Here is a 15,526-nt window from a genome sequence, read left to right on the forward strand (position 1 = left end):
GCGCCGCGCCTAGCGCCGGCGCTCGACCTGCGCCCGCGACGCGCACATCGATGGCGCTCGCGCCATTCACCCGCCCTCCGCACCCGCTGACAGACACGGCCCCAAGCCATCCGCACGACAAGAGCTTTCTCCACCATGAGCAAAAAAGTCTTCATTAAAACCTTCGGCTGCCAGATGAACGAGTACGACTCGGACAAGATGGCCGACGTGCTGCACGCGGCCGACGGCTACGAGCCCACCCTGGACGTCGAGGAGGCCGACCTGATCCTCTTCAACACCTGTTCGGTGCGCGAGAAGGCGCAGGAAAAGGTGTTCAGCGACCTCGGGCGCATCAAGCACCTCAAGGCCAAGGGCGTGAAGATCGGGGTGGGCGGCTGCGTGGCCAGCCAGGAAGGCCAGGCCATCATTGCGCGCGCCCCCTATGTGGACATCGTTTTCGGCCCGCAGACGCTGCACCGCCTGCCCGAACTGCTCGCCCAGCGCGTCGCGCAGGACCGCCCGCAGGTCGACATCAGCTTTCCGGAAATCGAGAAGTTCGACCACCTGCCACCCGCGCGCGTCGAGGGCGCGACCGCCTTCGTCTCGATCATGGAAGGTTGCTCCAAGTACTGCAGCTACTGCGTGGTGCCCTACACCCGCGGCGAGGAAGTCAATCGCCCGCTGGACGACGTGCTGGTCGAAATTGCCGGCCTGGCCGACCAGGGCGTGCGCGAGGTCACGCTGCTTGGCCAGAACGTGAATGCCTACCGGGGACGGATGGGCGACACCGCCGAAATCGCCGACTTCGCGCTGCTCATCGAATACGTCGCCGAGATCCCGGGCATCGAGCGCATCCGCTACACCACCAGCCATCCGAACGAATTCACGCCCCGGCTGATCGAGGCCTACGCCAAAGTGCCGCAACTGGTGAGCCACCTGCACCTGCCCGTGCAGCACGGCAGCGACCGCATCCTGATGGCGATGAAGCGCGGCTACACCGCCATGGAATACAAGAGCACGGTGCGCAAGCTGCGCGCCATCCGGCCCGAACTGGCCCTCTCCAGCGACTTCATCGTCGGCTTCCCCGGCGAAACCGACGAGGACTTCGGCAAGATGATGAAGCTCATCGACGACTGCCGGTTCGACGCCAGCTTCAGCTTCATTTTCAGCCCGCGCCCCGGCACGCCGGCTGCCGCGCTGCACGACGACACGCCGCACGCAGTGAAGCTCGCGCGGCTGCAGCAGTTGCAGGGGGTGATCGACGCCAACGTGCGCCACTTCGGCCAGGCCCTGGTCGGCAGCACGCAACGGGTGCTGGTCGAGGGCGCCTCACGAAAGGACGCCCAGGAACTGATGGGCCGCACGGCGTGCAACCGCGTGGTCAACTTCAAGGGCGACGCGCGGCTGGTCGGGCAGATGACCGACCTGCGCATCACCCAGTCGCTGGCCTACACGCTGCGCGGCGAGGTGCTCACGCGCGAATCGGCCACCCAGCCCGGTGCCACGGCCTCGGCGGTTGCCGCCTGATGGCAGCGTTCAAGACCGCCCGCGGCTCCTTCCAGCAGCTGCTGCTGTTCGCGTTCCTGCTGATCACCGCCTTGCTGGTGGGCGTGGCCCTGCGCTCCGTGTTCCAGTACGACGCGCTCATGACCCAGAGCCGCGACGCCGCCGCCAGAGCACTCACCCTGTCGGGCTCGGCCCAATCGCTGGCCGAGCGCAGCGCGGCCATGGAGCGCGCAGGCCGCCAGTCGCTCGTGCTCAACGACGCCGTGCTGCGCCGCCGTTTCGACGACGCCGCGCGCGACGCCCAGGGCATCCTCGATCGCCTGGTCGACAACCGCCTGCCCGCCACGACGGTCGAGGCCTGGCGTGCGCAGCTCGGCACGCTCAAGGGCCTGCTCGGCGGGCCCGCCGACACCGCGCTGGCGCGCGAAGGCGCGATGGCGATGCAGTTCCGCGACCTCGACGCGCTCAACACCCAGATCGCCCAACAGGCCCAGTCGCTCATCGAAACCCAGAACAAGGCGCTGGCCGACCGCATCGAGGCGGCCCGCACACGCCTGATGCGCCAGGTCGTTGCCGCCAGCGTGCTCGCGGTGGTGCTCGCGCTGGCCTTCGGCGTCTGGCTGGCCCGCCCCTTCAAGCGGCTCGAACGTGCCATCGTCGGACTCGGCGAGAACAAGCTGGACGAGCCGATCGACATCCGCGGGCCGGCCGACGTGCGGCGGCTGTCGCAGCAGCTCGAATGGCTGCGCCTGCGCCTGACCGAGCTCGACGCCGACAAGGCACGCTTTCTGCGTCACGTCTCGCATGAGCTCAAGACACCCCTGGCGGCGCTGCGCGAAGGCATTTCGCTGCTGGAAGACGGCGTGACAGGCGCCCTCAATCCGGCGCAGCAGGAGGTCGCGCAGATCCTGCAGCAGAACGCCATTTCGCTGCAGGGCCAGATCGAGGCGCTGCTGCGCTTCAACGCCGCCGCCTTCGAAGCGCGCGAACTGCGCCGCCAGCGCACGCCGCTGCTGCCGCTGATCGAGGAACAGATCGAGGCGCAGCGCCTGCAGTGGCAGGCCCATGGCCTGAAGGTGCGTGCCGAAGGCGAGCCGCTCGCCATCACGGTCGACCCGGTCAAGCTGGGCACCGCCATTGCCAACCTGCTGTCCAATGCGATCCGCTTTTCCGAACGCGGCGGCACCATCACGTTGACGGTCTCGGGCACGGCCGACACCGCCCGCATCGACATCGCCGACGCCGGCCCGGGCGTGGCCGACGGCGACCGGGATCGCATCTTCGAGCCCTTCTTTCGTGGCGAACGGCAGCCCGAGCATGCGCTCAAAGGCACAGGCATCGGCCTGTCGATCGTGCAGGAGTACATTGGTGCCCATGGTGGCCGGATCAGCTTGCTGCCCGGCGGACCGGGCGCACGCTTTCGCATCGAGTTGCCGCTCACGGCCTGACCGCCGCACCCCCTACGCCCCACGCGCGATTTTTACGAGCCATGTTTTTTCCGTTCGACCGCCCTTCCCTCGCCATCCTGGCACTCGCCGCGCCCTTGCTGCTGGCGGCTTGCCAGACGCCGCCACCGCAGCAGCCTGTCGCCACGCCTGCAGACACGCAGGCCAATGCGCCGGGGCCTGCGGCCTCGACGATCGCCAAGCCCCAGGTGCGGCCGGTCGAAGTCGAATTGATCGCGCCGGCCACACGCCCCGGGTTCCTGCAGCAGTGGATCACGCCGAACGCCGCGCCGGTGGTGGCGATGCTCAGCTATGCCGACCGGGTGCGTGCTCTGGGCAACAACGAACTGAGCGCCGAACTCGCCCGCCTGGGTGACCCGGGCGATGCGCCCGAAGCCCAGATGCAGGTGGCGCTGGTGCTGGCGCAGACCCGCGTGCCAGCCGACCTGGCGCGTGCGCTGGGCCTGATGCAGCGTGTGGCGGCCAATGCCTCCAGCGAGGCGCAGCCGTTGCAGCCGCTGGCCCGCACGCTGGCCGCGCGCTACATGGAACAACGCCGGGTCGAAGACGATCGCGACCGCCAGCTCCAGCAGGCGCGCGACGCCCAGCGGCGCATCGACCAGCTCAACGACCGCCTGGAGGCGCTGCGCGCCATCGAGCGCAGCTTCGCCCGACCCAATCACTCGTTGCCCGCGACCGGCGGTGGCAACCTCAACCGGCCCGCCTCCCCATGAGCGAAGACAAAGCCCTTGTGAAAGCCACCGGCGCCCGCCTGCTGGTGGTCGACGACGACCCCGACATGCTGCGCCTGCTGTCCATGCGCCTGAATTCCGCGGGCTACCAGGTGACGGCCGTGACCTCGGCCGAGTCGGCACTCACCCAGCTGGAAATCGAGCACCCCCAGCTGGTGCTCAGCGACGTGCGCCTGCCCGGCCGCGACGGGCTGGCGCTCTTCGACGAAATCAGGAAGCAGCATCCGACCCTGCCGGTGATCCTCCTGACCGCGCACGGCACCATCCCCGACGCGGTCGAGGCGACCGCACGCGGTGTCTTCACCTATCTCACCAAGCCCTACGACGGGCGCGAGCTGCTCGACAAGATCGCGCAGGCCCTCGCCCTGGGCGCCCCCGCCACGACGCCAAGCAAAAGCGGCGACGAGAGCTGGCGCGCCGACATCATCAGCCGCAGCAACCGCATGGCCGAGCTGCTGGCCGAAGCGCGCATGGTCGCCAAGTCCGACGCGAGCGTGCTGCTGCGCGGCGACAGCGGCGCGGGCAAGGAAATGCTGGCGCGCGCCATCCACAAGGCGAGCGCACGCGCCGACAAGCCCTTCGTGGCAGTCAATTGCGGCGCCATTCCGGAGGCACTGCTCGAGTCCGAGCTGTTCGGCCACATGAAGGGCGCCTTCACCGACGCGGTGGCCAACCACAAAGGGCTGTTCCAGCAGGCCGACGGCGGCACGCTGCTGCTCGACGAGATCGGCGACATGCCGCCCGCGCTGCAGGTCAAGCTGCTTCGCGTGCTGCAGGAACGCGCGGTGCGGCCGCTGGGCGCAAGCCAGTCGATCGAAGTCGATGTGCGCATCATTTCGGCCACCCACCGCGACCTCGACGTCGCGATGGAGAACGGGCAGTTTCGCGAGGACCTGTATTACCGCCTCAACGTGGTCACGCTCACGCTGCCGCCGCTCAATGCGCGGCGCGAGGACATTCCGCTGCTGGCCAACCATTTCCTGCAACGGCTGTCGACCAAATACGGCAAGCGCCTGTCGGGCTTTGCGCCCGAGGCGCTGAAGGCGCTGACCATGGCCTCATGGCCGGGCAATGTGCGCCAGCTCTTCAACGTGGTCGAGCAGGTCTGCGCACTGTCGAGTTCGCCGCTGATCCCGCTGTCGCTGGTGCAGCGCGCGCTGCGCGTGCCCAGCGTCGAAGTACAGACCTATGCCGAGGCCAAACACCGCTTCGAGCGCGATTACCTGGTCGGCCTGCTCAAGCTGACCGATGGCAACGTGGCGGACGCCGCCCGCCTGGCCGATCGCAACCGCACCGAACTCTATCGCCTGCTGCAAAAGCACGAACTCACGCCCGGACACTTCAAGGCGGACCCGGTGTCGCCGGCAGCCTGAGCTTGTCGCTTCTCAGCGACGCACCTAAGTCATTGATTTTATTGGATTCCTGAAAGGCCACCCCTCAGCCTGTCGTGATTCAACGACAAAAAGAGGGGGTTGGAGGCGCCGAACACAGCGGCCGGCTCCCAAAAAACTGAAAAATCTGCGCAAGTTGTTGATGTAGAACGATTTTTCAGGCCTGGCACAGGGTTTGCCCCTGTACAGGCATGACAGCACAAATCAGCCCCTCTTTCGCGATGCGCCCGCAGCGTGATGGCTTGCGGCAAAAGCAGTTTTCCCTCTCACGGCCCCGTGTCGCGGGACATCCCCTGGCCGCCATCGATGCGGCCAACGGCCTCTTTGCAGATTCCGTCTTCAAGCGCCTTCCGGCAATTGGCGACACCCCTTCTTCCCTCAACAAGCAACGTTGGTAATCCCACCATGAAGCCAAACGATTTCTCCCAGTTGAGCGTCCTCGACGAGGCCGACTTCAGCCATCGCAGCGCGGTGCGTGAAGAGCGCCACCCCAATGCCGTCACCGCACCGCCGATCAACCGCGGTTCGATGACACCGCGCCCGTGGCGTGGTTTCTGGAACAGCCTGGGCACCGCTGCCCTGGTCAAGCTCGGCGCTGGCCGTGACAAGGCTGCGCCCATCAAGACCCGTGGCGACACCGGTCCGGCCCAGCCATGGGAACGTGCTGCCAAGCAGCGCCGCACCGCGTTCATGCTGCTCACGCTGCTGAGCACGGTGATCGCTTCGACGCTGTTTGCCAGCGTGCAACCCGACTACGACAACGTCTGGCTCGAATACGGCCAGATCGGCCTGTACGGCCTGCTGTCGGGCTGGGTCGTGACCGGTTTCGTGACCGCGCTCATGGGCTTCTATGTTTCCGTGCGCGGCGACAAGCACGCGCTGTCGGCCAAGCAGGTCGTCGACCACCCCATGAACCCCGAAGCACGCACGGCGATCATCATGCCGATCTGCAATGAGGACGTGGCCACGGTGTTCGCCGGCCTGCGCGCCACCTGCGAATCGGTTGCCGCCACCGGCCATTCGAAGCAGTTCGACGTGTTCGTGCTGTCGGACAGCTACAACCCTGAAACGGCCGCTGCAGAACGCGCCGCATGGGAAGACCTGCGCGCCGCGCTGGCCACCAGCCCGAACCAGCCGCAGGTCGAGGTGTACTACCGCCTGCGCACCCGCCGCACGCATCGCAAGGCCGGCAACGTGGCCGACTTCTGCCGCCGCTGGGGCAAGGACTACCGCTACATGGTCGTGCTTGATGCCGACTCGGTCATGAGCGGCGACTGCCTGACCTCGATGGTCAAGCTGATGGAAGCCAACCCCACCGCCGGCATCATCCAGACCGCGACGCAGGCCATCGGCCACGTCACCCTGCACGCCCGTGCCCAGCAGTTCGCCTCCCGCGTGACCGGTCGGCTGTTCACGCTCGGCATGCAGTTCTGGCAGCTCGGCGAGTCCCACTACTGGGGCCACAACGCCATCATCCGCGTTCAGCCTTTCATGGAACATTGCGCGCTGGCCCCGATCAAGGGCACCGGCGGCATGTCCGGCGGCATCATGTCGCACGACTTCGTCGAAGCCGCGCTGATGCGCCGTGCCGGCTACCACGTGTGGCTGGTGTCCGACCTGGTCGGCAGCTACGAACAGCAACCGCCGGACCTGCTGGCCGAATTGCAGCGTGACCGCCGCTGGTGCCAGGGCAACCTGCAGAACGCCCGCCTGATGGCCGAGCCCGGCATCAACCCGGTGCACCGCGCGATGTTCGTGACCGGCACCATGGCCTATGTGTCTGCGCCGCTGTGGCTCGCCTTCCTGACGCTGGGCACGGCCCTGTGGCTGAGTGGTTCGAGCCTGGTCTCCAGCTTCAATGTGCTGCCGATGGAGCTCGCCGGCCTGTGGCTGTGGACGCTGTGCCTGCTGTTCCTGCCCCGCATCCTCGGCGTCGCTGCCGTGTTGATGCGTGGTGAACAGAACCAGTACGGTGGTGTGTGGGGTCTGGCCAAGAGCACGGCGCTGGAAAGCGCCCTGGCCATCGTGCAAGCCCCGGTCCGCATGCTGGCGCACTCGCTGTTCGTCGTGGTTGCCCTCACCGGCATCAAGCTCGACTGGAAGTCGCCTCCTCGTGAAGCCAATGCCGTGCCCTGGAAGATCGCTGCATCGCAGCTCGCGCCGATGAGCCTGGTGGTCGCTGCACTGGCTGCAGGCATTGCGATGATCGATCCGAGCGCGCTGGTCTGGCTGATGCCTGTGGGTCTGCCGCTGCTGCTGGCGATTCCGCTGACCGTGCTGACCAGCCAGATCGCGCTGGGCACCACGCTGCGCGATCGTGGTTTCTTGTTGATTCCCGAGGAATCGCGTTCGCCGGCCGTGCTGCGCCGGGCCTGGATGCACGCGGTGCGCCTGGCGCGTCCTGCGCTGGCTGCCGCTTGAGTCGGCTCTTCCCCCATGAAAAAACCGCCTTCGGGCGGTTTTTTCATGGGCTCGCGGTGGAAGCGCCGCTGAATCAGGCCACCCGCGGCTTGAGAATACGAAGCCCGGTCGACGGTGCTGGCCACAGTTGCAGGCGATAGTGGTCGCGCCCCTCGAGCCCATCTTCGGACACCGAATCCAGCGCCCCGTAGGAGATGCGAACGCGGTAGCTGCCCGGCTCGACGTCGATCCTGGGCGCGTCAGGAAAATAATCCGTGCATCCCGCGATCACGATGCGGCCCGAGGGCACCTCCAAGGCGCATTCGGCCACGTAGTCCCACGATTCAAAATCCGGATCGGGCTGCGCGCCGGCCACTTCCACCGCCACGGGGACGCTCATGTTGCGAACCGTCCCGATGCCGATGGTGCCGGGAGGCGCGACCACCAGCAGGCGCTCCACGGCTTCGTCCGTCCAGCACGCGCCGAGATTGCTTTCGGCGGACTCGTCCTGAAGGTAGAACTGGAAGTAGTCTGCGAAGACATCGTATTCAAACCGGCGCGGGGTCTTCATGGCAAAGCGCCGTTTCAGGACGTCTGGCTGCGCGCGCGCCGTGACAGCATGTTGAGCACTTCCACCAGTGTGGAAAAAGCCATGGCTGCGTAGATGTAACCCTTGGGTACATGCACACCGAAGCCGTCCGCGATCAGCACGGCGCCGATCATGAGCAGGAAGCCGAGCGCCAGCATCACGACGGTCGGATTGCGGTTGATGAAATTGGCCAGCGGCTCGGCCGCGATCAGCATGACGGTCACGGCCGTGACCACTGCGATCACCATCACCGCTAGGTTGTCGGTCATGCCGACGGCCGTCAGGATGGAATCGACTGAAAACACCATGTCGAGCAGGACGATCTGGATGAGCACTGACGAGAACGCGATGGTGGCTACCGCTTTGCCGTCCGCCGTGACGATGGCAGGTGTCGGGTCGACATGGTGGTGGATTTCCTTGGTGGCCTTCCAGATCAGGAACAGGCCGCCGGCAATCAGGATCAGATCGCGCCACGAAAACTGGGTTTCGAAACTCGGCACGCCGGCGGCATCGAGCGCGCCCTTCAGTCCGAGATCGAAGACCGGCGCCGTGAGACCGACCAGCCACGCGATCATGGACAGCAGCGCGAGGCGCATGACCAGCGCGAGCGAAATGCCGATGCGGCGTGCCCGTTTGCGCTGGTGCTCGGGCAGCTTGTTGGACAGGATCGAAATGAAGATGAGGTTGTCGATGCCCAGCACAACCTCCATGATCACCAGCGCAATCAGCGCCGCCCAGGCGGTCGGATCCGAGAAAAGGGCTTGAAGACTTTGCACGACATTCCTTGGCTGAATCAGTTGGCCCGGATGATGCCTGCGACCCGCCGGCCACGGCGGATTTCCACTATTTCGGATGGGCCCATTTCATGGGCGCGATCAGGTAAACGCCACCCTCCGGATTGGTGTGAAGGGTGTCTCGGCCTCGGTGGAGGGAAAAGACAGTTCAGATCAGAAAGGCAGCTTCGGCCCCCCTGGCCCGCCCATGCCCGGCATTCCCTTCATGCCGCCCATCTTCTTCATCATCTTCATCAGGCCGCCGCCCTTCATCTTCTTCATCATGGTCTGCATCTGCTCGAATTCGTTGAGCAGGCGGTTCACTTCCTGGACCTGCACACCCGCGCCAGCGGCAATGCGGCGCTTGCGGGTGGCCTTGAGCAGCTCGGGCTTGCGGCGCTCCAGCGGCGTCATGCTCTGGATGATGCCTTCCTTGCGGCGGATGTCGCGCTCGGCACGGGTCATGTCGGCCTCGGTCGCCTTGGCGGCCATTTGCTGAGGCAGCTTGTCCATGAGGCTCGAGAGGCCGCCCATCTGCTTCATCTGCTGCAACTGGCCAAGGAAATCGTCCAGGTCGAAGCCCGCGCCGCTCTTGACCTTGGCGGCGAGCTTCTGGGCCGCGGCGACGTCGACGCCAGCGGTGACCTGCTCGACCAGCGCGACGATGTCGCCCATGCCCAGGATGCGGCCGGCATGGCGCTCCGCGTCGAACACCTCCAGCCCGTCGATCTTCTCGCTGGTGCCGGCGAACTTGATCGGCACGCCGGTGATCTGCCGCACCGACAGCGCCGCACCGCCGCGCGAGTCGCCGTCGGTCTTGGTCAGGATGATGCCGGTCAGCGGCAGCGCTTCCTTGAAGGCCTTGGCCGTGTTCACCGCATCCTGGCCCTGCATGGCGTCGACGACGAACAGCGTTTCGACCGGTTTGAGTTCGGCGTGCAGCTGCTTGATTTCGGTCATCAGCACCTCGTCGATCGCCAGGCGGCCGGCGGTGTCGACCAGCAGCACGTCGAAGAAGTGGCGGCGGGCATGGTCGAGCGCAGCGCGGGCGATGTCCAGCGGCTTCTGGTCGGGGGTGCTCGGGAACCATTCGGCGCCAGCCTGCTTCGTCACCGTCTTGAGCTGTTCGATGGCCGCCGGACGGTACACGTCGCCCGAGACGGTCAGCACCTTCTTTTTGCGCTTCTCGATCAGGTGCTTGGCCAGCTTGGCGGTGGTGGTGGTCTTGCCGGCGCCCTGCAGGCCGGCCATGAGGATCACGGCCGGGGGCTGCGCCACCAGGTTGATGTCGGAGACACCCTCGCCCATGGTGGCGGCGAGTTCGCGGTTGACAATGCCCACCAGCGCCTGGCCAGGCTTGAGCGAGCCCAGCACATCCTGGCCGAGCGCCTTGTCCTTGACGCGCGCGATGAAGTCGCGCACCACCGGCAGCGCCACGTCGGCCTCGAGCAGGGCCATGCGCACCTCGCGCAGCATGTCCTGCACGTTGGCTTCGGTGATGCGGGCCTGGCCGCTCATCGTCTTGACGAGGCGGGAGAATTTTTCTGTGAGGGCGGTGGCCATGAGCGGGATGCCTTTGCCCGCGGTGCGCGGGCCGATGAAACGGGACGCGACACGGCGTGCGCGCGGCCCGGGGGAGATAAACTAGCCTGATGATTTTAGCGATCCCCTCTCCACTTGGCGTGGCACTGGGCATCGCCACTGCGGCAGCCTACGGCTTCATCGCTGCCATGGCGTCGCGGCTGACCCGGCAGACGGCCCAGGGCTTGCTCGCGCTGGCATGGCTGCTGCATGGTCTGGCGCTCGCCTGGGGCCTGACCAGCGGCGTGCCGCATTTCGGTTTCGCGCCCGCGCTGTCGGTCACGGCCTGGCTGGTGCTGACGGTCTATGCCATTGAAAGCCGCATGTTCCCGCAGTTAGCGGTGCGCCGCGTGCTCGCCGGGCTGGGCGCAGCCGTCGTGCTGACGGCCATCGTGTTTCCGGGCACGCCGCTGCACGTGAGTGCATCGCCCTGGCTGCCGCTGCACCTGGCGCTGGGCATCGCGTCGTACGGGCTGTTCGGCGCGGCCGTGGTTCATGCATGGCTCACCCTTCGCGCCGAAAAGCAGATCCGCCTGGTCGCGGGTCCGCAGACCGGCGTGCCGCTGCTCACGCTCGAACGCCTGACCTTCCGCTTCGTCACGGCCGGCTTCGTGTTGCTGTCGGCCACGCTCCTGGCGGGCGTGCTGTTCGGCGAGACCCTCTACGGCACCGCGGCCCGCAACTGGAAGTGGGACCACAAGACCGTGTTCTCGCTGCTCGCCTGGGTCGTCTTTGCCATCCTGCTGATCGGGCGGGCGCGCTTTGGCTGGCGCGGCCGTACGGCGCGTCGCGTGCTCTACGTGGGCGCGGCGCTGCTGCTGCTGGCCTACGTCGGCTCGCGCTTCGTGCTCGAAGTGCTCCTGCACCGCGCCGCCTGAAGGCTCTACCTCTCCCACCGAGCGTCTCTTGCACGCCTGTCCATGAAATACCTGATCGTCTTCTTCGTCGTTTTCTTCGCGATCTGGCACTGGCGCAAGAGCCGGCGAGACGCGTTGCGCGCGCGTCAGGCGGCAGAACCCCGCCCCGCGCCCAAGGCGGTCGGCGCACCGCAGGACATGCTGCGTTGCGCGCACTGCGGCCTGCATCTGCCTGCCGCCGATGCAGTGCGCGGCGCGCGCGGCGGCATGTACTGCAGCCAGGCCCACCTGCAGGCGGCCGAACGCGCCACGCCGCGCACCTGACGCGGTCGTCGCGTTCCTCGCACTGCACGTTGCCGTGACCCCGCTTTCTTCACATCCAGCCCGCATCCCGGAGGTCGCTCTCTGGCACGAAGGCTGGTACCGCGAGGCCCTGCACCTGCCCTCGCCCAACTTCGGCCCGCGGCCGGTCGGCGCGCAGATCGACCTGGTGGTGCTGCATTCGATCAGCCTGCCGCCGGGCTGCTATGGCGGCGACGAGGTGCAGCGCCTGTTCACCAACCGGCTCGACTGGGATGCGCACCCCTACTTCCAGCAGATCCGCGGCATCGAGGTATCGGCCCATTTCTTTCTTCGGCGTACAGGCGAACTCTGGCAGTTCGTCAGCTGCGATGCGCGGGCCTGGCATGCCGGGCCGTCGGCCTGGCGCGGACGCGGCAACTGCAACGACGACTCCATCGGCATCGAACTCGAAGGCTTGGAGGGCGAGCACTTCGAGGATGCGCAGTACGTGGCGCTCGCACGCCTGTGTCCTGCGCTGGCAAGCCGCTACCCCCTGCACTTCATCGCCGGGCACGAGCACGTGGCACCGGGGCGCAAGCAGGATCCGGGTCCGGGGTTCGACTGGCAGCGGCTTCGCGCCTCGCTGAATTGGGACGCGGCGGCTTTTCCTCCCGGCATGTGAAAAACACGGGGCCTCGCTGAAATTTTTCCAATCGATGGGGCGCAGCCGATGTGGTTACGCAACAGCATCGGCCCATCGGCAGGCGAAATGCAGAGCGAGCAGCCATGCGGCCTGGAAGCCGGAAAGCGCCCGAAACCCGCATGAAGCTTGGCTTTCACAGGCATGACACAGTACTGACGCGGGCTGGTGTGCAATGGGCCGTCCAGCAGCATTTTTTCCGCTCACCTTCTCGGAACAAAACGCTACATCTAGTGGTTGTGGGCCCTTTTGACCCCAGATATAGTGTGCTCCTGGCTCGGCGCTGGCCGCCGAAACGATCGCCGCAATGGCCATCGATCCTACCGATTTCCCCTTGAGGACCTCCATGCAAACTGCACTGAACACCCCGTCGTCCGCCCGTGCCGCCACCGCGCAGCCCGGCGGCGCCGAGCCTCGCGACACCGCCGGCATGCCCGACAGCAACACGCTGGCGCACTACCAGATCCTGCGCCGCAACGGCGCGGTCGTCCCTTTCGAGCCCCAGAAGATCGCCATCGCGATGATGAAGGCCTTCCTGGCGGTGCACGGCACCCAGGGCGCGGCGTCGGCCAGCGTGCGTGAAACGGTCGACACGCTGACCCAGGCGGTGGTGCGCGCGATGATGCGTTCGCGTCCAGGCGGCGGGACCTTCCACATCGAAGACGTGCAGGACCAGGTCGAGCTCGGCCTGATGCGCGGCGGCCACCACGAAGTCGCACGCGCCTACGTGCTCTACCGCGAGCGCCGCATGCAGGAACGCGCCAAGAAGGGCGAACAGGTCGTGCCCGCAGCGCCGCAGCTGCACGTGCTCGACGGCGGCCAGCGCGTGGCGCTCGACGTGGCCGAACTCAAGGGCCTGATCGAATCGGCCTGCTCGGGCCTGGGCGACGGCGTCACCGCTGCGCCGATCGAAGCCGAGACGATGCGCAACCTGTACGACGGCGTGCCGCTCGACGAGGTCTACAAGGCCTCGATCCTGGCGGCCCGCACGCTCATCGAAAAGGACCCCGACTACACCTTCGCGACCGCACGCCTGCTGCTGCACACGATCTTCAAGGAAATCGTCGGCCGTGAAGTGATGCCCGTGGAGCGCTCGCAGGCCTATGTCGACTACTTCCCGCAATTCATCCAGAAGGGCGTGGACAACGAGCTGCTCGATGCGCAACTGCTCACCTTCGACCTGGCCCGCCTGGGCGCAGCGCTCAAGGCCGAACGCGACCTGCAGTTCGACTACCTCGGCCTGCAGACGCTGTACGACCGCTACTTCCTGCACGTGCGCAAGACCCGTATCGAACTGCCGCAGGCCTTCTTCATGCGCGTGGCCATGGGCCTGTCGCTGCAGGAAAAAGACCGCGAGGCACGTGCCATCGAGTTCTACGAAGTGCTGTCGTCCTTCGACTTCATGTCGAGCACGCCCACGCTGTTCAACGCCGGCACGCTGCGCTCGCAACTCTCCAGCTGCTACCTGACCACGGTCCCCGACGACCTGGGTGGCATCTACGAATCGATCAAGGAGAACGCGCTGCTGTCGAAGTTCGCCGGCGGCCTGGGCAACGACTGGACGCGCGTGCGCTCGCTGGGCAGCCACATCAAGGGCACCAACGGCGAATCGCAGGGCGTCGTGCCCTTCCTGAAGGTGGTCAACGACACGGCCGTGGCCGTGAACCAGGGCGGCAAGCGCAAGGGCGCGGTCTGCACGTACCTGGAAACGTGGCACCTCGACATCGAGGAGTTCCTGGAACTGCGCAAGAACACCGGCGACGACCGCCGCCGCACGCACGACATGAACACCGCCAACTGGATCCCCGACCTGTTCATGCGCCGCGTGATGGAAAAGGGCAACTGGACGCTGTTCTCGCCCAACGACGTGCCCGAACTGCACGACCTCTTCGGCGCCGAGTTCGAGCGCGCCTACGTGGCATACGAAGCCAAGGCCGCACGCGGCGAGATCAAGCCTTCGCGTTCGCTGCCCGCCAGCGACCTGTGGCGCAAGATGCTCACGATGCTGTTCGAAACCGGCCACCCATGGATCACGTTCAAGGACGCCTGCAACGTGCGCTCGCCGCAGCAGCACGCTGGCGTCGTGCATTCGTCGAACCTGTGCACCGAGATCACGCTCAACACCAGCGACACCGAAACCGCGGTCTGCAACCTCGGCTCGGTCAACCTGCTGCAGCATCTGAAGGACGGCCAGGTCGACAAGGAAAAGCTCAAGAAGACGATCTCGACGGCGATGCGCATGCTCGACAACGTGATCGACATCAACTACTACGCGGTCGAGAAGGCACGCACTTCCAACCTGCGCCACCGTCCGGTCGGCCTGGGCCTGATGGGCTTTCAGGACGCGCTGTACGAGCTGCGCATTCCGTATGCGTCGCAGGAAGCCGTGGAGTTTGCCGACCGCTCGATGGAAGCGATCTGCTACTACGCCTACTGGGCATCGACCGACCTCGCCCGTGAGCGCGGCCAGTACTCCAGCTACAAGGGCTCGCTGTGGGACCAGGGCATCCTGCCGATCGACACGCTGGACATGCTTGAGAAGGCACGCGGCGGTTATGTCGAGGTCGACCGTTCGGTCACGCTCGACTGGGACGCGCTGCGCAGCAAGATCAAGACCGACGGCATGCGCAATTCGAACTGCGTGGCCATCGCACCGACGGCCACCATTTCGAACATCATCGGCGTCGATGCCTCGATCGAGCCGTGCTTTGGCAACCTGTCGGTCAAGTCGAACCTGTCGGGCGAGTTCACGGTGATCAACCACTACCTGGTGCGCGACCTCAAGCGCCTGGGCCTGTGGGACGACGTGATGGTCATGGACCTGAAGCACTTCGACGGCTCGCTGCGTCCGATCGACCGCGTGCCGCAGGACATCAAGGCGCTCTACGGCACGGCATTCGAAGTCGAGACCCGCTGGCTGGTCGAGGCCGCCGCGCGTCGCCAGAAGTGGATCGACCAGGCGCAGTCGCTGAACATCTACATGGCCGGCGCATCGGGCAAGAAGCTCGACGACACCTACAAGCTCGCATGGCTGCGCGGCCTGAAGACGACCTACTACCTGCGCACGCAGAGTGCGACGCATGCCGAGAAGTCGACGGTGCAATCGGGCCGACTGAATGCAGTCTCGTCGGGCGGCGAGGCACCCGCATCGCAGATGAGCGCACTCGATGCCGCGGCCGCCGCTGCCAAGGCACAGATGAGCAACATCCCGGCCACCGACATCGCCTTCTGCGGTGTGGACGATCCGACCTGCGAAGCCTGCCAGTGATGC

At 66.3% G+C, this 15,526-nt stretch carries 13 protein-coding genes; 10 read left to right on the forward strand and 3 right to left on the reverse strand.

Features of this window, described 5'->3' with window-relative positions:
* Window positions 1-135: 135 nt before the first annotated feature.
* From miaB to mdoH, 6 genes are all read left to right on the forward strand, one after another.
* Window positions 136-1,506 carry a tRNA (N6-isopentenyl adenosine(37)-C2)-methylthiotransferase MiaB gene (miaB, locus tag J2W36_RS14585; RefSeq protein WP_307690469.1) on the forward strand — a complete coding sequence of 457 codons (1,371 nt, stop codon included), beginning with the start codon at window positions 136-138 and terminating at the stop codon, window positions 1,504-1,506.
* The gene (locus tag J2W36_RS14590; RefSeq protein ID WP_307690470.1) at window positions 1,506-2,933 is read left to right on the forward strand and encodes a sensor histidine kinase; all 1,428 of its coding nucleotides are present in this window, start codon (window positions 1,506-1,508) and stop codon (window positions 2,931-2,933) included. Before miaB ends, J2W36_RS14590 begins: the two co-directional genes overlap by 1 nt.
* Window positions 2,934-2,974: 41 nt before the next feature.
* Window positions 2,975-3,664 carry a hypothetical protein gene (locus tag J2W36_RS14595; protein ID WP_307690471.1) on the forward strand — a complete coding sequence of 230 codons (690 nt, stop codon included), beginning with the start codon at window positions 2,975-2,977 and terminating at the stop codon, window positions 3,662-3,664.
* Window positions 3,661-5,055, forward strand: coding sequence for a sigma 54-interacting transcriptional regulator (locus J2W36_RS14600; protein ID WP_307690472.1), 1,395 nt, complete (start codon window positions 3,661-3,663; stop codon window positions 5,053-5,055). Before J2W36_RS14595 ends, J2W36_RS14600 begins: the two co-directional genes overlap by 4 nt.
* A 209-nt stretch (window positions 5,056-5,264) precedes the next feature.
* Window positions 5,265-5,471 carry a hypothetical protein gene (locus J2W36_RS14605; protein WP_307690473.1) on the forward strand — a complete coding sequence of 69 codons (207 nt, stop codon included), beginning with the start codon at window positions 5,265-5,267 and terminating at the stop codon, window positions 5,469-5,471.
* Window positions 5,472-5,478: 7 nt separating this feature from the next.
* Window positions 5,479-7,494, forward strand: coding sequence for a glucans biosynthesis glucosyltransferase MdoH (mdoH, locus tag J2W36_RS14610; RefSeq protein WP_307690474.1), 2,016 nt, complete (start codon window positions 5,479-5,481; stop codon window positions 7,492-7,494).
* 73 nt (window positions 7,495-7,567) lie between these two features.
* On the opposite strand, the gene J2W36_RS14615 is transcribed toward mdoH, so the two are convergent.
* The 3 genes from J2W36_RS14615 to ffh form a co-directional block, all read right to left on the reverse strand.
* Entirely contained in the window at window positions 7,568-8,044 is a 477-nt protein-coding gene (locus J2W36_RS14615; protein ID WP_307690475.1) for a hypothetical protein, read from the reverse strand.
* A gap of 14 nt (window positions 8,045-8,058) precedes the next feature.
* On the reverse strand, window positions 8,059-8,838 hold the full coding sequence (locus J2W36_RS14620) for a TerC family protein (protein ID WP_307690476.1): 780 nt from the start codon (window positions 8,836-8,838) through the stop codon (window positions 8,059-8,061).
* Window positions 8,839-9,009: 171 nt separating this feature from the next.
* Window positions 9,010-10,398 (reverse strand): signal recognition particle protein, encoded by a 1,389-nt coding sequence (ffh, locus tag J2W36_RS14625; RefSeq protein WP_307690477.1) that lies wholly within the window; start codon window positions 10,396-10,398, stop codon window positions 9,010-9,012.
* Between the two features lie 89 nt (window positions 10,399-10,487).
* Between ffh and J2W36_RS14630 the strand changes: the two genes are divergently transcribed.
* The 4 genes from J2W36_RS14630 to J2W36_RS14645 all read left to right on the forward strand — a co-directional run bounded on the left by J2W36_RS14630 (window position 10,488) and on the right by J2W36_RS14645 (window position 15,523).
* Window positions 10,488-11,294, forward strand: a complete 807-nt coding sequence (locus J2W36_RS14630) for a cytochrome C assembly family protein (protein ID WP_307690478.1) — start codon at window positions 10,488-10,490, stop codon at window positions 11,292-11,294.
* Between the two features lie 42 nt (window positions 11,295-11,336).
* A complete protein-coding gene (locus J2W36_RS14635; RefSeq protein WP_307690479.1) occupies window positions 11,337-11,597 on the forward strand; it encodes a PP0621 family protein in 261 nt (86 codons plus the stop codon).
* Window positions 11,598-11,631: 34 nt separating this feature from the next.
* Window positions 11,632-12,237, forward strand: coding sequence for a 1,6-anhydro-N-acetylmuramyl-L-alanine amidase AmpD (gene ampD, locus J2W36_RS14640; protein ID WP_307690480.1), 606 nt, complete (start codon window positions 11,632-11,634; stop codon window positions 12,235-12,237).
* 364 nt (window positions 12,238-12,601) lie between these two features.
* On the forward strand, window positions 12,602-15,523 hold the full coding sequence (locus tag J2W36_RS14645) for a ribonucleoside-diphosphate reductase subunit alpha (RefSeq protein WP_307690481.1): 2,922 nt from the start codon (window positions 12,602-12,604) through the stop codon (window positions 15,521-15,523).
* The last annotated feature ends 3 nt before the right edge of the window (window positions 15,524-15,526 follow it).

The organism is Variovorax ginsengisoli (assembly GCF_030811835.1).
In the GTDB taxonomy this organism is placed as follows: Bacteria; Pseudomonadota; Gammaproteobacteria; order Burkholderiales; family Burkholderiaceae_C; genus Variovorax; species Variovorax ginsengisoli_C.